18 protein-coding genes are annotated in these 16113 nt (G+C 55.3%); 12 read left to right on the top strand and 6 right to left on the bottom strand.

Annotation, left to right across the window (positions count from 1 at the left end; genetic code table 11):
* Nucleotides 1–90 precede the first annotated feature (90 nt).
* From J2046_RS01400 to J2046_RS01375, 6 genes are all read left to right on the top strand, one after another.
* On the top strand, nucleotides 91–360 hold the full coding sequence (locus J2046_RS01400) for a hypothetical protein (RefSeq protein WP_210048330.1): 270 nt from the start codon (nucleotides 91–93) through the stop codon (nucleotides 358–360).
* A gap of 193 nt (nucleotides 361–553) precedes the next feature.
* Nucleotides 554–790, top strand: coding sequence for a hypothetical protein (locus J2046_RS01395; protein ID WP_210048328.1), 237 nt, complete (start codon nucleotides 554–556; stop codon nucleotides 788–790).
* 54 nt (nucleotides 791–844) lie between these two features.
* Nucleotides 845–1096: a DUF982 domain-containing protein gene (locus tag J2046_RS01390; RefSeq protein WP_210048320.1), complete on the top strand. Its 252-nt coding sequence runs from the start codon at nucleotides 845–847 to the stop codon at nucleotides 1094–1096.
* A 135-nt stretch (nucleotides 1097–1231) separates the two neighbouring features.
* Complete coding sequence (locus J2046_RS01385; protein WP_210048318.1) at nucleotides 1232–1579, top strand: hypothetical protein; 348 nt, start codon at nucleotides 1232–1234, stop codon at nucleotides 1577–1579.
* Nucleotides 1552–1764, top strand: coding sequence for a hypothetical protein (locus J2046_RS01380; protein WP_210048316.1), 213 nt, complete (start codon nucleotides 1552–1554; stop codon nucleotides 1762–1764). Before J2046_RS01385 ends, J2046_RS01380 begins: the two co-directional genes overlap by 28 nt.
* Before the next feature lie 339 nt (nucleotides 1765–2103).
* Nucleotides 2104–2781, top strand: a complete 678-nt coding sequence (locus tag J2046_RS01375; protein ID WP_210049717.1) for an SOS response-associated peptidase — start codon at nucleotides 2104–2106, stop codon at nucleotides 2779–2781.
* A gap of 794 nt (nucleotides 2782–3575) precedes the next feature.
* On the opposite strand, the gene J2046_RS01370 is transcribed toward J2046_RS01375, so the two are convergent.
* Together J2046_RS01370 and J2046_RS01365 are read right to left on the bottom strand one after the other, a co-directional pair.
* Nucleotides 3576–3911, bottom strand: coding sequence for a hypothetical protein (locus tag J2046_RS01370; protein ID WP_210048314.1), 336 nt, complete (start codon nucleotides 3909–3911; stop codon nucleotides 3576–3578).
* Entirely contained in the window at nucleotides 3892–4347 is a 456-nt protein-coding gene (locus tag J2046_RS01365; RefSeq protein ID WP_210048306.1) for a hypothetical protein, read from the bottom strand. The genes J2046_RS01370 and J2046_RS01365 overlap by 20 nt, the downstream gene beginning before the upstream one ends.
* A 45-nt stretch (nucleotides 4348–4392) precedes the next feature.
* On the opposite strand from J2046_RS01365, the gene J2046_RS01360 reads away from it, so the two are divergent.
* On the top strand, nucleotides 4393–4551 hold the full coding sequence (locus tag J2046_RS01360) for a hypothetical protein (RefSeq protein WP_210048304.1): 159 nt from the start codon (nucleotides 4393–4395) through the stop codon (nucleotides 4549–4551).
* A gap of 43 nt (nucleotides 4552–4594) precedes the next feature.
* Here the strand turns inward: J2046_RS01360 and J2046_RS01355 are convergent, their stop codons facing one another.
* The 3 genes from J2046_RS01355 to J2046_RS01345 all read right to left on the bottom strand — a co-directional run bounded on the left by J2046_RS01355 (nucleotide 4595) and on the right by J2046_RS01345 (nucleotide 7629).
* Entirely contained in the window at nucleotides 4595–4852 is a 258-nt protein-coding gene (locus J2046_RS01355; protein WP_210048302.1) for a hypothetical protein, read from the bottom strand.
* The gene (locus J2046_RS01350; RefSeq protein ID WP_210048300.1) at nucleotides 4852–5688 is read right to left on the bottom strand and encodes a glycoside hydrolase family 108 protein; all 837 of its coding nucleotides are present in this window, start codon (nucleotides 5686–5688) and stop codon (nucleotides 4852–4854) included. The genes J2046_RS01355 and J2046_RS01350 overlap by 1 nt, the downstream gene beginning before the upstream one ends.
* Nucleotides 5689–6330: 642 nt before the next feature.
* The gene (locus tag J2046_RS01345; RefSeq protein WP_210048298.1) at nucleotides 6331–7629 is read right to left on the bottom strand and encodes a tetratricopeptide repeat protein; all 1299 of its coding nucleotides are present in this window, start codon (nucleotides 7627–7629) and stop codon (nucleotides 6331–6333) included.
* Between the two features lie 285 nt (nucleotides 7630–7914).
* Here J2046_RS01345 and J2046_RS01340 point away from each other — a divergent pair, with 285 nt between their 5' ends.
* The 5 genes from J2046_RS01340 (at nucleotide 7915) to J2046_RS01320 (ending at nucleotide 13500) form a co-directional block, all read left to right on the top strand.
* Nucleotides 7915–8874, top strand: coding sequence for an FkbM family methyltransferase (locus J2046_RS01340; protein WP_210048296.1), 960 nt, complete (start codon nucleotides 7915–7917; stop codon nucleotides 8872–8874).
* Between the two features lie 93 nt (nucleotides 8875–8967).
* Nucleotides 8968–9327, top strand: coding sequence for a hypothetical protein (locus tag J2046_RS01335; protein WP_210048294.1), 360 nt, complete (start codon nucleotides 8968–8970; stop codon nucleotides 9325–9327).
* A 143-nt stretch (nucleotides 9328–9470) separates the two neighbouring features.
* A complete protein-coding gene (locus J2046_RS01330; RefSeq protein ID WP_210048292.1) occupies nucleotides 9471–13010 on the top strand; it encodes an HAD family hydrolase in 3540 nt (1179 codons plus the stop codon).
* Complete coding sequence (locus tag J2046_RS01325) at nucleotides 13007–13330, top strand: H-NS histone family protein (protein WP_210048290.1); 324 nt, start codon at nucleotides 13007–13009, stop codon at nucleotides 13328–13330. Before J2046_RS01330 ends, J2046_RS01325 begins: the two co-directional genes overlap by 4 nt.
* Nucleotides 13327–13500, top strand: coding sequence for a hypothetical protein (locus tag J2046_RS01320; protein ID WP_210048289.1), 174 nt, complete (start codon nucleotides 13327–13329; stop codon nucleotides 13498–13500). Before J2046_RS01325 ends, J2046_RS01320 begins: the two co-directional genes overlap by 4 nt.
* Before the next feature lie 82 nt (nucleotides 13501–13582).
* Here J2046_RS01320 and J2046_RS01315 read toward each other — a convergent pair whose 3' ends face one another.
* Nucleotides 13583–16111, bottom strand: coding sequence for an SGNH/GDSL hydrolase family protein (locus tag J2046_RS01315; RefSeq protein ID WP_210048287.1), 2529 nt, complete (start codon nucleotides 16109–16111; stop codon nucleotides 13583–13585).
* Between the last annotated feature and the right edge of the window lie 2 nt (nucleotides 16112–16113).

The raw sequence follows: 16113 nt of genomic DNA, 5'->3' as shown, positions 1-16113 counted from the left end.
AGGGCGACCCAAGGGCCGCCCTTCCTCCAGAAATACAGGAACATTTCACACTTCCGCAGGTCAGGTAGAGGTCTGACAATGGAGGGAAAAATGCACACCTATTATCGTTACCGCGGCGGCGAACAGACGGCTGGCGCCTTGATCATCAGGTTCTATCATTCCGGAGACCAGATCCGCGGTTATATCAGAAGAGTTGCCGATCCAGCCGAGAACGACACGATCTTCCCCGGCGAAGAGGTGGAGCCGGATGACGCCTTCCGGATGACGGAGAACAAGAACCAGGGACCGGACAAGCAACCGATCTTCGTGGAACTTTCAGAGGGGGTGGAATGGAACCCTGCCTGGGGCAAGCTGATGTGATTGTCGGAAAACTGGAGCGGGTGAAGGGAATCGAACCCTCGTATTCAGCTTGGGAAGCTCGGCCTATTTGAGCAATTGCCGGCACTTCGCTGTAAAACTCGGCAAATTCCATCCTGAAAAGCCAAATGAGTTCAAGCGGGGTGTAAAACCGAAGCGGGCTTGTCGAGAGCGGCTTTTCCGCTATCTCGGCAGAATGAGCAGCATCCCTCCGCCAACCGTTCCGCCCGGCAACGAGAACCGACACCTGTTCTGTCAGATGGCGGTCGAACTGCCATTGCAGGACATCATAGAAGGCGCGGTCAAGGCGGGCTGGGATGATAAGGAAGTGCTGGCGGCCATCATCGAGGTTGCGGACAATCTCATGCTGGCGGCCGGCGCCAATGCCGAGCTGGATGCGCTGCTGATGGCGCTGAAGCGGAAGCTCGAATAGCGGAACGACTCTTCGCGATCATGCGTTGCCTCGATCGAGAGGAGGCATTGCGTCATGGAGCGCGGACACTGGAACAGGCCGGTGACTTATGAGGAAGACGATCAAGGCGGCTATCGCACGATCACCAGCACGGAGGAAGCCGCCCGTGCTCTGTTGCTCGCGTGGCCGGTCGACAAGGGCAAAGAATATTTCGAGGCGCAGCGCATCTGCCTTGCCGTGCTGGAAGGGAGACAGGCGCCCGAGCTTGCTCGTGAGGCCTTCCTGAAGGCGGCGGCGGAGGCCGGCGTGTTCGTGCGGGATCAATAGCCCGAACGAATATCTCAAATTCCTGATTGACTCATGCGACGATGAGAACATAATTAGAACATCGGAGCCGCAAGGCGGCTGTGCTCCAACCTGAAATCTGACGACAACAGCGCGCTTCGGCGCGAAGGAGAACCCATGCGTATCGACGACAATGACGACGGCTTACGCCATTTTGGAGAGGCGATTTGCGCCGGCTGTGGTGGAAGCCTGATGAAGGAGTGCGATTTCCCGGGCGCCAGCGACACGATCTATTGCGCTGGCTGCGGCCGTAAGGCCACCTTCGCCGAAGTCGCGAAGGATTGCGAGGCCTGGTATCAAGAGTACACCGACTTCTATTCGCAGCAGGTCACCCTCGGACTGGACTCTGAAGCGCAACTCAAGCACTGGAAGCCGCAAGGCAGATATCGTTTCCATGTGAAAATCGTCGGGTTTGGCCAGACCGAGGAATTTGCAGAATGTCAGCCGATCCCGCTCAATTACTGACGGAAGACGATGAGCTGCGCTGGGCTGTCGAGGCCGAGCTCGCCTGGCACGACGGCGATACAAAGGCGGCGATCGCCGACCTTATCAGGGACCGCCAGTTTCTGCGGCAGCAACTCGAATTATCCGATTTCGCCGGCAGCAAGGGTTTTTCGCGCGGCTGGCGTCCGAGCTACGAGCGGTCATAATCTCAACTCCGAATGACGGCGCGCGCCGCGAAACCGTATGCCATGCCCCTAAGGAGACTGTCGGAATTCAAACTGCCAAAGATCACGATCATCTGCTCATGTGGCCGCAAGGGCGTCTATGATCGCGATCGATCCATTGAATGGCTGGGCGATATATACCTGAAAGACTTCGTCGCATTGAAGGCTTCCGCCTGCCCGCGATGGCATCATGATCGCGAACGAAGCAAATGCGGTGCCGGCTGTGACGAATTGATCTATATGTTCATGGCGGAGCCATTCACCCGGGGTCACGGCGTGTGGCAGGAAGAGAAATGGCGGGAGAAGTTCGGGGAAGATTCTATGTGCAATCTCTATAACGTCACGACGAGTCGTGAGGCCGTCCTGCAGTTCACCAAAGCCTTCCGGGATAAGGCCGGCTGGAACCAGCCGTCTCTGGACGTCTATCCCGGCTACCAGGCGCCTGTCGTGCGAGTGGGGGAAGACGGGCAGCGGGAGATCGCCAGCCTCACATGGGGAATGCCCTCGCCGCCGGCTTTCGTGAAGAACTACGACCCCGGCGTGACGAACATCCGCAACGTGAGCTCGCCGCACTGGCGGCGCTGGCTTGGCCCGACGAGCCGCTGTGTCGTGCCCTTCACGTCCTTCGCCGAACCCGATCCGGCGCGCAAGGTGGAAGGCGGACGCGTGCCGAATGCATGGTTTGCCGGAAGCGAGGAACGCCCGCTGATGTTCTTTGCGGGCTTCTGGACGCCGTGGAAGGGTGTCCGCAAGGTTCGCGACGGCGAGAGGGAATATGAGCTGTTCGGCTTCTTGACCACGTCGCCAAACGAGATCGTCTCTCCGATCCATCAGAAGGCGATGCCGGCGATCCTGACCACGCCGGAGGAAGTCGATCTTTGGCTTACCGCACCGTGGGAAGAAGCCAAGCACCTGCAGCGGCCGCTGCCGGGGAATATGCTGGTGATCGTCGAGCCGCCGGCAAAGCCCGAAGATGAGAAGGAACCGAACCTGTTATGAGCATCAGCCCCGACAGCCGCACGAGTAACCCAGGCATCGGCATCCACGACAATCATTGGTGCGAGCACCCCGGGTGCAAGCAGTGGGGCTGCTACGGATTCTCGCGATCGAAGGCAGACAAGCCGATATGGCATTGCAGCGAGCATTACCCGCACAAGCCGTTCAACCGGGACTGACCATGCATCGCCTGTCGATCTGGACAATATTTGCGACAGTCGCGGCGCTCATACTCATCGCTACCGTTGGCGTTGCATTGAGGCTGGCACTGCTTGCCGGCTTGCTGTAGGCCCGCCCGATGACCTCTACCCCATACATCAGACTGCTGCTGGCGCGTGCCGAAACCGAAATGCGCCGCGGCACAGAGTCAGCAGTGACGCGCGATCTTATGCGGGAGATGCTACATCGTCATATGCAAGCCGACGCCGCAACGACCTCTCCATCTCTTCCGCCTTATTCATCTTTGACCGGGCCTCGGCCTCGGCCATCTCGATAAGGTAGGCGAGAAAGCTGCAACCTTCGACCTGCGTCGAAAGGTTCTTTGCCAATGCAAGAGCATCCACAATCTGCAAAAGCATACCCATCATCCCCTCTGTCAACAGGCGGATCGATCATGCGCAGATGTCCAGAAATGAAACACTAGTAGAATACGGGGGCATGCCGAATTTATTAAGCCATGGTTAATTTGCAGTCAGGCCGGCGATACAGACCGACCGACATCGAGAGATGCGTCAAGCGTGTCAATTGTGGCTTACCATGTCAGAGGTCATTTCAAGCCTTTGTCCGAAGCAATAGGTTTATCTTTCCCGGCGACCGATCTCGCGTTGAATACGAAGCTCCTCTCGGATACGGCCGAGCTCCTGCCCCATGTGGTCGACGGATCGCGCAAGTTCCTCGCCGACCTGCACAAGCTTTCTGATTTCGGACGTATGAGCTTCCAAGGCTTGCGTTGCCCTGTTGAGGGCGGTTGGATCGACGATGACCGCGGCGACCTGCGCGGATGCCGGAGATGAAGCGTGAGAGGTCTTCTGCCCCTGCCAAAGTCCGAAATACCTCACAGCGAAGATGATCGCCAGGACCACGCCGAAAGTCATCAATGCGGGTGTCGGCAGGTTAGCGAGCTGCTGTTCCATTCCTGATTTCCCCTTCGTCGTGTGCCGCACGGTGGATGTTGACAAGCTCGCCGACCGCGAAGAGCGGGTATATTGCGAGCCATGTCGAGACGACATCAGAGGAAACGAATCCGTATGAGATGCCTGACCAGATGACGCAGCCGACGCCGGCCGATATCTGCCGTATCTGGGGAGTAACCTTCTTCTTCGCCCCGTTGATGATGAGGCCGACGATGCGAAGCACGCCGATAAAGAACATGATCCACCCGAGCAGGTCCTCAGAGTGGAAAAGTTGCCGGAAGGCAACCCATGCCGGTTGATTGAAGGTCACGGTCGGCAGAAGCAGGATGCACCCGAAGAGCATCATGTGTCCCGCCATGAACCACTCCATCATTCTCGGGCCGAAGCGGTGCTGGATGCGGATCCAGATACCCGGCCCCATATAACCATCTGCCATGCTGTTGTCCTATGATGCAGGGATTACCAGAACCACGATGCGATCGTGATCAGCACAAAGGCCGCGATGCAGAAGACCTTGAATGGCTCGGTTTGCAGGAAGCGCATGGTGACCTCACTTCCGGCACGCCGGCTGAGCGCCACAGGTCCGATTATGGCCCGCAACCTGCTCAGCAAACGGGCGATCATTGTTGATGATGAATGATCGTGTGGCTGAAGACGGGGTGAGCATTTCGAACCCGGCACCATTATTGGCAGGCGCCGTTGACGTACAAGCCGCCAAGAGCAGCGCAAAGGCCGGCATCATCAAGATTGCGGATTTCGGCATTGGTCTTGCCTCGTTCTTCAATGAGTTCCATGCTTTTCTGTAGAGCCGCCGCGCGCTCCTGCTGGCGGGCCTCGTCACGGGCGGCAGGAAGCCACACAAACGCATTGATGGTGAGGCAGGCAACGAAGCCGAGTGCTGCCCCGCCGGCGATCTTCATCCAGTCGAGGAGGCCGAACATTACCCAGCCTCCCGAACTCGCCGGACGAAATACCAGATGCCGACACCGACCACGGCGACACCGCAGATCGCAATCATCCAGGCGATCGGGCCATCTTCGGTGATCGAAGAAACGCCCGTCAGCAACGTGCCGATACCAGGAAGCAGCGCCTCCGGCTTCTTGATGATCTCGATAACGCCGGTATCGCGCACATCGGCCTTGGCATCCGCTTCAGGCGGTGCGTTGATCGGCAGGGCGCCAGGCGTTGGAACCGTGGCATGCGCTGCATTGGCGAGACGGATAGCATTTCCGACCACGCCAGGCTGATCCTTCCATTGCCCCTTCGGATCCTTGCCGGTGACACGGATCGTCCACCCGCGGCCATTCACCGGGAAGCCGGTCTTGGCATTGGTGAGGCTGCGGAGGTACCGCATGCGCTCGTCGCAATAGTCGCGGATCAGCTTCTCCAGTCCACCGGGATATGCTGCCACCGCTGCGGCCGTCTTCTCGCCCACATGGCCGTCCTCACGCACGCCGAGCACTTTCTGGAGTTTCTTCACGCCCATCGTGGGGCCGGAGTTCACGCCGAAATCGAACGAAGCATAGTCGAGACCGGCCGGCAGAATATCGCCGCCAGACTGTGACCAGTAGGAGCGACGGTAGATGGCCTCCGCCTCCTGCAGCGTCATCCGCTTGACCTGGTCGGCCGTGACGGACGAAACGCCGCGATGCGCCGCAAGCGTCGTGTGCGTGATCCCATATTTCGTTGGGCCGCCGCGATCTGATTTGACATTCACATAGCCGCCCTCGCGACCGAACATAAGGTCAAGAGCGACGGGAAGAGTTTCCCGAGCCATATGTTTTCTCCTATCTATGGGCGTGGAAAGGCGCCGGCGCGCATGCGTCGGGCCTAGCTTTTAGTGTTGACGATTGTGGTTGCGCCTATGCCTGCGGAGCGGATCGACGCGGGTCAAGGCGATCAGTGATTGGATTTATTTTTGTCGAACGGATAGTTCTGTTGTAGTGGATATTTGAAAACCTTTGCATAAGAGCCTCAAATGACCATAAACCGCCGCTATCCGAGACGTGGGACAAAATGGATATTCCGGCAGAATTGACCTTAAAAGGCGGACGCCTTGTCACTGGTAATCTCAAGGCCGTCTATTGCTTCCTTATCGAAAGCTGTGACCGATGACTAAACCCGTCATAACCACGAATGAACTCATCGAGCAGTTGCAAACGGCTAAAGCCCCAGACCGTCGCCTGGATGTACTCATCGCCCTTCATCTTGGCTATCGCAGGCACATCGAGGGGCCAGAATCAAAACCAACGAAAATATTGTGGTTGCTGCCGAATGCGGATCAACCAGGGACGATACCGGAATTCACATTCTCGATTGAAGCCGCCTACGACCTCTCTCAACAGCTTATCCCAGGTAACATTGGTGGCGTGACATGGGGCGGTCATCCGTGCAAGGCAAGGATTGGCGACGGCCCATATTATACGGCCAACACCCCGGCACTAGCACTTTGCGCAGCTGCACTCGGGGCGGTTTCTGATCTTAGCTCATAGTCAGCAAATAATTGTATTGCCAACTGCGAATTCTCCTTGTGAGATCTGGCCAAGGCAATGGGCTCAAGAACAGGAAGGCGTACTAGATTTGCCACCTCGGCAAGAGCAGAGAAATATTCCGTTCGGCCTGGGTTCAATTTACAAGCCCATGCGCAGTGCTCATAAGCTTCTTTTAGCCGGCCCAATCGTCGATAAACCGTGGCGAGATGCGAATGCGCTACAGATCGAATCGGGCGCAGCTTAACTGCGTTAACCGCATAGCGCTCAGCCTCCTCTATCATTCCGAGACGAAGACACGAGGCGCTCAAATTGAGCCATGTTTCCCAGAAAAGACGACTGGAATTGAGATTGGCTGTGAATTGATCGCGTGCTCTACGATGATCGCCGAGGCGATAGAAGGACATCGCTAAGATATGATCCAACAGCGGCGACGAGCGATCAATGATGGATTTCTCAAGATAGCGCCGCACTCCTTTCCAGTCTCTTGCCACATAATATTCATTCAGTTTCCAAAGCAACCGAACAACCTCATCGCTCGCGCCGCTTCCTTGGCCGTAATCGAAGCCTGGTATCCCGTTTCCGTTCACCAAGCCATAGAAGCATTCACTCAACTGAGTCGACCTTGACAGGAAGTCTGGTGTGTCGTGCTGCGCATGCTGTATTGATACAAGCGATGCGCGCCGTCTCTTCCAAAGAAGCCAAGCGCCCAACGTGTCGTTGATATCCATCCCGCCGTAAAAAACCGTAGTTCTTGGCAGCTTCGAAAAGCCAGTCAGGTCAGGATAGAGAAATTGGAGATGATTGCGCGTATGCTCCGTCTTTCCCCCTGGAACTCCCAATAGTGGCTCGACTCCAAATGCAAGAACTTCGTCGGCGCCGGCAAGCGCTCCGTATAGGAGCGCCCCATAACCGCCCATACTTGACCCCGTGGTGACCAGCCGCCGTGCACCAGTTTCGGATTGGAACTTCTTAATCTCGGCGGCGACACCTGGAGCGCCCCCGGCAATCCCAGGGACACCATCGCGGAACCAGTTAGGGATGTCGCAATTGAGGAAGATGACGTGAGCATGAACGCTTTGAAACGTCTTCCAAAATGTGAACTTCGGTGGCCTAATGTTGCGTCCATTGAACACCACGGCCAGCGTATCGGCACCGTCGTGATGGTTGAACTCGAAATAAGGTCCGGATTTGACCTTATGCTTGCTGCTGAGGGCGTTTGCGTTCATGCGACGTCAAGATGCAGATCTCAAAACATCAGTCAAGCGCTCGGAGATAGGTTAGCAAATAACAACACCCTTCGTCACCAGATAAGCCACGGGTTGCGCATACACCGAGGTCGTAGACGGTGGCAAAGCCGTGCCGCAAACGCTACCAAACTGCGTCCCCAGGGCGCCCCCTGCCGGAATGGAACCGCGCCTTAAGGATGCGCGCATGCACCCCAATCGGAAAATTTCCTTTATTTTTTCCGGCGAGTGGGTCAAGAACGTGAAAAATCTTGGACGGAAAATCAAATGGCGAATAACTTTCATCCGATGTCTAACCACATCGCTTTGCAGACTTGGCAGCGCTATCTGCGTAATTACAGCCGTCGCGAAATCGAGACAAAGATCGACCTGTTGAAGGCGCTTTGCGACGAGGAGTCATCGCCCGAAATCGACTGTTTTGTTGAACGCGTGTTCTGCCATCCGCCTCTCGCGCGTAGAGGCAACTTCCACATCGAATACCGGGCGATCGCCGAGAGCACCCGAAGCCCATGGGCGATTCAGGAAGTTAAAAAGAGACCCAAAGTCGACGTTGCCAAGATGCGCGAGGACTACGATTTGGTAAACGTCGACATAGGCGATCAGTTCATAAGACCAGAAACATTCCTCTACCACTGCGGACTTTACTTTATCCCGGAAGCAAAATCCGTGATCGATGGGCGCATAATGATAGATGGCGGGGCTTACCGGGGAGAATCGGCTGCAGTTCTCCGGAAAAATTTCCCTGCCTCGGAAGTGCATGCCTTCGAGCCAAACGCAGATAATTTTAGGGTTCTGCGGGAAGTATCTCGAAATACTCGGTTTGGGGAAGGTATCGTGCCAGTGAACAAGGGGCTATCTTCCAGCAGCCATGCAGTCAAAATGACAGGCGGCGGCCATGGAACAAAATTGTCCCCGACGGCTCCGTCAGAAGGGGCCTTGGAGGTGACGTCAATCGATGACTACATTTTGGGCCAAAACCTTAAGCTTGGCTTTTTTAAATTGGACATTGAGGGCCTCGAATTCGATGTAGTTAAAGGCGCGGTCAAAATATTGAAGCGCGATAGGCCGGCATTTGCAATTTCTATCTACCACACCCCGCAGGACTTTCTGGATATTGCTCCTTTCATTAAGTCTCTGGGCCTGAACTACAATTTGATGGTCAGGCATCTTCATCCCCAACTCACGAGTTTCTTCGGCGAGTTCATGCTTATTGGCTACCCGAGATGATGTATGGGTTCACCAGAGGCAACATAGGAGGTTAGGTCGCGCCGGTGAATAAGCCGGGACGTTCCCGAAAAAGAGTGGGCGCTGAGAGGAATCATGAGGGCATCTGAGATTGTTGCGAAATTGCTGGCCACCGATGGCCCCGACAGGCAAATTGACTTGGCCATTGCGCTCTACTTGGGTTTCGAACGAAAAGCTGAGCCTGACTCCGCCTCAGCCAACGGAAGACGGGTGACTTGGACTGATCCGGCAGGCCAGCTTGTTATGGGGGTTCCATTTTATACAAAGTCCCTCGACCAAGCCTATGAACTCGCCCAGATCCTCAACCCAGGGAATGTTGGCGGCTGCAGTTGGGAGCCTGATAAGGGAAGTGCCAGGATCGACAATGGCCATTACTGGCAGGCCGTTTCTCCGGCAATCGCATTGTGTATCGCTGCTCTGGAGAATCAAAACTGACGATTCCTCGGGATTGATAATAGGAAGGACACATTTGCGCCCACCTCATCAACTTTCTCAGCGATAAACTGAGATCAAAGCGGAAGAATCACCACGTCTCTCAAAGTGTCGACGTCAAAAACCACGAAGCGCTAGGTATCACCTTGACCAGAACAAACGTCCTTCTCCTCTCCAATCTCGATTCTGAGCTGAATGATCCATATTTCCGCCTTGGTGCCTATAAGACGTACCTGCATGCGATCGCGACATCCCTGCAGCGCCAACCTGACTTCGATGTTCGCTTTCTGCTGAACAAACATATTTTCAGCTCGTTGAAGCAATCATCTTCGTCTGTTCGGGCAGATAACGTGTTTATGTCGTCGCCGTCGGATCCTGAAAGACAGCGTTTGGGCGCCTTCATCACGGACTCGTATAAAGGCCTCAGCCAGGACCGTGAGGAGCAATCAATCGCTTATTTGACTGGCTTACTTGGCGAATGGCGGCCGGACGCGATTATTTGCTGGGAAGCGCCCACTAGCTTGCTAAGGACTGCCTATCCAGACGCAGCAGTCGTTGATCTCATGCCGAGCATGTTTGCTCGACCGCCTTACCCAAGAGCGATCGCGATCGACCCCGTAGGGCTGTATGAGAACTGCTGGTTTTCACCACAAAACTTAACCGAGCCACTCCAAGCTGGAAGCTCAAAGACAACAATCACAGAAGAGCTTCGCGGCGTTTACACCGAACACTTCAAATCTCTAGACTGCCGACGCCACTTCGAAGAGCTCCTGTCGGTGCGACAGAACCAGACAACTTCACTCGTTCCACTGCAGATCAGCGGTTATTTCGGCTTCCGTGACAACTGCCGATTCCAAAACCAGTTCGAGTTTCTTGAAGAGGCCGCTCGGAATTCGACAGATGACGTGATTTTGTGCACGCAATATGTCGGCGGGTTCATATCCGAGCGAGCGCTCACCGACGAAAATCTGCGGTATCTCCGGGAGAATGTTGCCGACGTTCGCTACGATCGCAAATTAGAGACAATTGACAGCGTCTCACAATTCATGGTGCCTTGGGTTGATCGGGTTTATTCCGTTTCTAGCACCCTTGGCTTGCAGGCAAAATTTCTCGGAAAGACGCTTATCTCGCCCTCAACATCACACCTCCGATATCTCGCCGATGAGATAGATACCAAGGGGACAAGGCCTTCTTATAAGCATGACGCCGACGCTTTTATGGAAGTGTATCTCTCGCGTGGTGTGCTAATTTTCGACCGGATAACGACGGAGGCAAGCTACTTCGCCGAGATACTGAGAGATATTATTAGAAGGAAAAACAATCACGCGCGTGGGGGTGAAGTTCTTCCCGGCGCTGACATTGTTGACAACACGGCCGAAAAATTCCTGGCTTATACCAAATTTGGCCCATCTGAGCGGAACTTCAAAAAGCTTTTTCCTTCTGCGGTCCCCGCAGCATTTCACCATTTCCCCAATAACTTCCAATCCTCAATAGACTCTGAGGCTGTATCCGTAATCTCCTTCGATATCTTCGACACTTTGGTTAGACGAACAGTTTACAAACCGGAAGACGTGTTCGCAATCATGCAGAAGAGGCTGGATACAGAATATAAGGATAGTTTCCCGCCACACGTCATTGTACGTTTTGCGGAGCTTCGGCAAGCGGCAGAGCGTTTAACTAGACAAGGGCGCGACGCACAGTTACTCCAGGACAAATCAAGTCTCCCTGAAGAAATAACGATTGAAGAAGTATATACCTCCTTTGCCGCGTGCGTCGGTCAGCCTTCACTAGATATTTCTGCTCTCATTAAACTGGAGCAGGATATTGAGCTATCTGTTCTGCGTCCTCGCGCTATCGGCAAACTGATGTATGAGTATGCCCAAGCTGCGGGAAGACGGATTGTAGTCACATCCGATTTCATCCACCCAGAAAGCTTCGTTCGCCAGGTGCTAACCCAATGTGGATATGTGGGATTTGAGCATCTATTCCTTTCCAGCTCATTGGGGACGAAAAAACACTCAGGCGAACTTTTCGAGGAAGTAATCCGTACGACAGGTGTGGCGCCCAGCGCTATACTTCATATTGGTGACAACCCTGTTGGGGATGTTCAGAAAGCAAGGGACAAGTCCTTGCGTGCGATCATGGTACCATCTGCTCGCGCCCTAGCCAAAGAGGGGCTGCTCGAGCGAGATGTCAAAGAGGGGGCTTTGGATAAGTCCTTCTACCTCCGCACGATAATGGGATTGTTTGCCAACACATACCTACACACGAATACCCCTCGTCAGAGCTTAACCGTCGGCGGAAATGGCACACCTGATTTTCAGCTAATCTCCACATCAGAAGAATTCGGATTTCTTGTCATCGGTCCTATTGCTCTGGCCTTTTCCGAGTGGATAGTAGACCAGGCGGTAAGCAAAGGTTGCACGCAGATCATCTTCTTTGCGCGTGATTGTTATCTGCCCTTCCAAATGGCCAAGAAAATCTGCAATGCGAGGGGCCTGGACGGAATTTCACTTGTGTATGCTCCCACTTCCAGAAAAAGCGTCACTGGATTGGATATGTATGTGCCTGAAGACGTTCTTAAAGTTCGCATTGATGACTTCACTGCGTCAGGGACATTGGGGCGCCTGCTCGAGGAGCGGTTCCTTATTAACAGCGAGGAAATTCCAGCCAACCTGCTTAAAAAGTGGAACGTCAAGAATCTGGCCGTCGAAAAACGTCACCAAACAACTGCTGCAATTTACGGACTTGCCCTAGATATCGCTCGGAGCGCTTGGGAAAAGCTGCTCCCTAGATACGAGGCGCGACGGCGGGACTTCAAACAATATCTTACTGAGCACGCGACAGTAGACTTCGGCGCTCCCACAGTTGCCGTCGATTTCGGATATCAAGGCAGTATTCACCGAAAGGTGGCGGCCTTGTTCGATCGCCCCTTCACGCCTCTCTTCTTCATGACTTACAGTGACGGGTTTGGCGGGAGCCCACTGGAAAACGCCGAAGCGTTTTATGTCGCAAACTCCAACCCAATGACGAAGAGCAATGTCGCCGTAACACACAATCTGCTTCTGGAAACCCTGATGAATGAGGGTATTGGAAGCGCGATCGAACTTGTCAAGCTACCTGACGGATCGATCGAAATAATTCGAGACAGCTCCGTGACGCCGGAGCATTCTTTGGCAATCTCTAGCATTCACCGCGGCGCGTTGAAGCTTTGCGACCAATGGCTAATTGAATGCGGCCCTCTGTATCCTCTGGCGCGAGCTGAGAGAGACTCCCTACTCTATTTCTTTTCGATGGTTGCCAAGGCTCCAACAAGGACGGAACTAGAACTCCTCGGCGATTTGATTTTCGATAACGGTTACGCAGGGGTTAAGGCCACTGCGCTGGTGGCAAACAAAGACAGCAAAAAGCCCAACACCAGGATCCTTTGGCCCGAGGCTGAGTTACTACTAAAGCGAAATGGGCCGGCTAAGACCTCGTCAAAGGATACAACGTTGCCAGCCACGCAGGCATCTCCCAGCCCAGTACAGAATGCAAAAATGGCGATCGTCCGCCCATTCGTTGCGAAGATTGGAAATAGGCAGGACGTCCGCGAATTTAATGCTGACCCGGCAGGGTTCTTCGCTAAGCTGAGAAATCCTTGGTATCGTGGCGTCGGCACAGTCCTATTCCCGAGTAAACGATGAAGGTGGCTCCAGAAATGACTATGCCTGACGTACCATTAATCGAAATGAGCTACACTGAACTTCTGACTCTCAAGGGTGAAATCGACAAGATTCTCCTGCAGAAAGCTGATGAACGCAGGAACGAACTCCTCGCCGAGCTCGCCGAAGTGAACAAGATCCGAACGTCAGCCAAAGCGACCAAATATCGGCATAAAGCCAAGTACCGGTCCCCTGAAGGGCATCGCTGGTCTGGACAGGGCGTAACGCCAAAGTGGCTTCGTGAACACGAGGCTAAGGGAGGATCTCGTGATGACTTCCTTATAAAGGGACAACGATCATGAGAATGCCAATCGTCAAGCCGCGACCACTCGCTTCAATGGAAGATGTCGCGCAACAGGATTTCGAATGGCAGGCTGGAATCCAACAACCGGAAGTGCCGCTCGAGGTCGATTACCCGAAAGCCCCCCCAACCACACTGGATGATTGGGAGCGGCTCGAAATCGAGGACTAGCTCAACTAAAATCAACGACAGACGAGATATGAACCGCACCCGGTGTGCATGGTTCTTAGTGTGCCGCTGGATGATACTTGCGCTAAATGGCATGCCCCTCGAAATAGGTGCGGGTGACGTCGCCTGAAACGGTCTTGTCGCCCGTACCGCCAAGGTTGACCCACGCCTCAAAGTAATCGTCTCCATCGGCCTCGAATATCGCGTCAATTGCCAGTGATTGAGCCGACGTGCCGCTAGGCCGCAGAACGTATTCGGCCGCCGTTGCCCCGTTCTTGGCGATCCGTATCTGAAATTGTGCGGCATCCACGACATTGACGGTCACGTAAACCTGGGCATGCAGGCGGTATCGACCGGCCGGCGGAGTCCAGCGGGCGTTGATAAGATCGAACGCATTCACTGTGTCGAACGCTTCTGCCGCCCATGTCAGCTTTGTACTGGCGCCCGTCGTGACGACTTGATCAGCTGCGTTTTTTGTCACCTTGAAAGCGAGAGGTAAGCCGAGAGCAGCGGGATCAATGGGAAGCCCGGACACTCTTCGTTCCCGGACTTCTTGCGCGGAAGCGAAACGTGGGAACTTCAATGCGCCGCCAACAAAGAACGAACTCGTGCTGATAACCCCGCTTTGTTCGCCCCAGTGATAGCCTGCCAATGTCTGATGCGTGCCGTCACTGGTTAGCGGCGCGCCGGCGGGGGCCTTCCACTTCCCACTGTCGCGCGCGCTCTCGAAGACATCGGCAATATCGAAGTACCCGGCAACGCCATCGACACCTGAACGAATGGCATTGTTATAGGAAATTCGGGCAGAGTTGGAAGCCGCGTCTATGGTCTGACCAGACACGGAAGTCCACCCGTCGCTCGATGTCGTAACCGGCTCAACAGTGCCCAACCAAACCTCTTGATTAGGCAAGAGGCCGATGATTGTGTCGAGATCGGCCAGCGCTCCTGCCGAGGTCTGCCCGGCAGTAAAATCATTGATGCCCATATGAATGACAACATGGCTGCAATACTGCGCCAAAGCGATCCGGCGCGCATGCGATGCCACGAACTCCGCGAGCCGCTCCCCGCCTCTGGACACATCGATATATGCGCACGTTGGAGCGATAGCTCGTGCAACATGACCGATCACCGAAAGGTAATTCGGCGTATCGAATCCGGCGGCGCTCTCGCGGCTGTCGCCAATGACAAATACGGACGGCTTGCTCATCGTGCCGATGATTGCGCACGGGCCGTAGACGGCATTGGTGCCACTATCTGCGATCGTGCCGCCCATGGTCTTATCCGTAATGCCGGATGGCCCGAACTCTGCACCTTCACCGTGCGCACTGTCCTCCGTCGCGGAGAAGAGGATCCCGGTTGCGCTTGTGGAATACGTTCTGATGAAGAATTCCGCGCCGTCCGGTATGTTGATGGCGAGCAGATCGGATGGTGCCGACGTCGTTCGATCGGCAATCGCCGTGCTCGCCGCGCCTCCCCACGTTACCTGATGAAACTCTCCTACCGGATACTCGACCGATGCGGACACAGTAATAGAGCCGTCGATTCCGGTCTCCGTGTTTCCGTTGTGAAACCAGTTTGGGTAGAGAAGCTGTAGCTCTGTGATCTGGTCGCGAGCAAAGTGCCGCGTACGCGACATGATCTGCTTATTGGTGGTATTTGAGAACCCGGGGATTACAGACCGGGTGGCGATCTGACCGACGTGGCTTTCACCTCTCGCATCGGTCGCCCTATACCACGAACGCGCGGTGGCTCCACTGGACGCGAACGATGCAGGGCGCCCGTTTGGCTGATCGATATAGAGGCCGCCCAATCCATCGCCTACAGCCACTCCACCGTTGAGCCTGACGGCATGAACAAGCGCGGAAATTTCAGCAGCAGATGCTGCGGCTTCCGTATCGTAAATCGAAATGAGTGCAGCAACGCTCGCGGCAGCAGCTTCCGCGGCCACCTGCGCGGCTTCAGCCGCAGCAACTATTGCGCTCGAAATTTGATCGTTTACGAGTCGGAACGTCGCTCCGGAGACGATGCCGAGTACGCTCAAGCCGGCAACAAGGCCACCCTCGGCAGGATCGGTACCGCTGTTCGTCTTGACCGTGTAGGCCGGCCCGGATCCGTTAAACTGAACCGTGGTTGGTCCTGGACCGTTTGCACGGAAGACCGTGAAAAACACCATCGTCCCGGCCGTGACTGCGTCCTCGGTCGTCACTTGAATGGCGTTGGCCGTCCCTTCGCCGGTATCCTCGCCGGGAACAACCGTCCTTGCATTGGCCGGGATCACCCCCCAACTGCCGGCAAACGTCGTCGCGGATGCATTGTCCATCAGAGCGACGATCCGGTCTCCAACCGCGAAGAAGCGTCCGCCCGTGGTGCCGGCGGTCGTCACCAGCCAGGTGTCGCCCTTTTCCGCCGTCCCGCCACCCGGAAAAGCGCCGGATGAGGCATTCCATTCGCCCCGGAAATTCCCTGCTGCTGTGATCGCCGCGACCTGCTGATCAATGGCGTCAACGAACGGAAAGATGTCGACCGTATCCGGTTCGTTCGGTCCAGACGAGGATACCCCGTCGAGTTTCCATTTCCGCCAGGCGTAGCGCCCGAGCTGGCTGATCAGTCCCATGA

The organism is Neorhizobium petrolearium (assembly GCF_017873175.1).
In the GTDB taxonomy this organism is placed as follows: domain Bacteria; phylum Pseudomonadota; class Alphaproteobacteria; order Rhizobiales; family Rhizobiaceae; genus Neorhizobium; species Neorhizobium petrolearium.
The sequence above is the reverse complement of the archived record's forward strand: the minus strand, read 5'-3'. Positions and strand labels throughout refer to the sequence as shown.

What these genes read in the sequence shown, in the direction of transcription:
- J2046_RS01400 (WP_210048330.1), top strand. Translation starts at nt 91, where the DNA reads ATGCACACCTATTATCGTTACCGCGGCGGCGAACAGACGGCTGGCGCC.
- J2046_RS01395 (WP_210048328.1), top strand. Translation starts at nt 554, where the DNA reads ATGAGCAGCATCCCTCCGCCAACCGTTCCGCCCGGCAACGAGAACCGA.
- J2046_RS01390 (WP_210048320.1), top strand. Translation starts at nt 845, where the DNA reads ATGGAGCGCGGACACTGGAACAGGCCGGTGACTTATGAGGAAGACGAT.
- J2046_RS01385 (WP_210048318.1), top strand. Translation starts at nt 1,232, where the DNA reads ATGCGTATCGACGACAATGACGACGGCTTACGCCATTTTGGAGAGGCG.
- J2046_RS01380 (WP_210048316.1), top strand. Translation starts at nt 1,552, where the DNA reads ATGTCAGCCGATCCCGCTCAATTACTGACGGAAGACGATGAGCTGCGC.
- J2046_RS01375 (WP_210049717.1), top strand. Translation starts at nt 2,104, where the DNA reads ATGTGCAATCTCTATAACGTCACGACGAGTCGTGAGGCCGTCCTGCAG.
- J2046_RS01370 (WP_210048314.1), bottom strand. Translation starts at nt 3,911, where the DNA reads ATGGAACAGCAGCTCGCTAACCTGCCGACACCCGCATTGATGACTTTC.
- J2046_RS01365 (WP_210048306.1), bottom strand. Translation starts at nt 4,347, where the DNA reads ATGGCAGATGGTTATATGGGGCCGGGTATCTGGATCCGCATCCAGCAC.
- J2046_RS01355 (WP_210048302.1), bottom strand. Translation starts at nt 4,852, where the DNA reads ATGTTCGGCCTCCTCGACTGGATGAAGATCGCCGGCGGGGCAGCACTC.
- J2046_RS01350 (WP_210048300.1), bottom strand. Translation starts at nt 5,688, where the DNA reads ATGGCTCGGGAAACTCTTCCCGTCGCTCTTGACCTTATGTTCGGTCGC.
- J2046_RS01345 (WP_210048298.1), bottom strand. Translation starts at nt 7,629, where the DNA reads ATGAACGCAAACGCCCTCAGCAGCAAGCATAAGGTCAAATCCGGACCT.
- J2046_RS01340 (WP_210048296.1), top strand. Translation starts at nt 7,915, where the DNA reads ATGGCGAATAACTTTCATCCGATGTCTAACCACATCGCTTTGCAGACT.
- J2046_RS01335 (WP_210048294.1), top strand. Translation starts at nt 8,968, where the DNA reads ATGAGGGCATCTGAGATTGTTGCGAAATTGCTGGCCACCGATGGCCCC.
- J2046_RS01325 (WP_210048290.1), top strand. Translation starts at nt 13,007, where the DNA reads ATGAAGGTGGCTCCAGAAATGACTATGCCTGACGTACCATTAATCGAA.
- J2046_RS01320 (WP_210048289.1), top strand. Translation starts at nt 13,327, where the DNA reads ATGAGAATGCCAATCGTCAAGCCGCGACCACTCGCTTCAATGGAAGAT.
- J2046_RS01315 (WP_210048287.1), bottom strand. Translation starts at nt 16,111, where the DNA reads ATGGGACTGATCAGCCAGCTCGGGCGCTACGCCTGGCGGAAATGGAAA.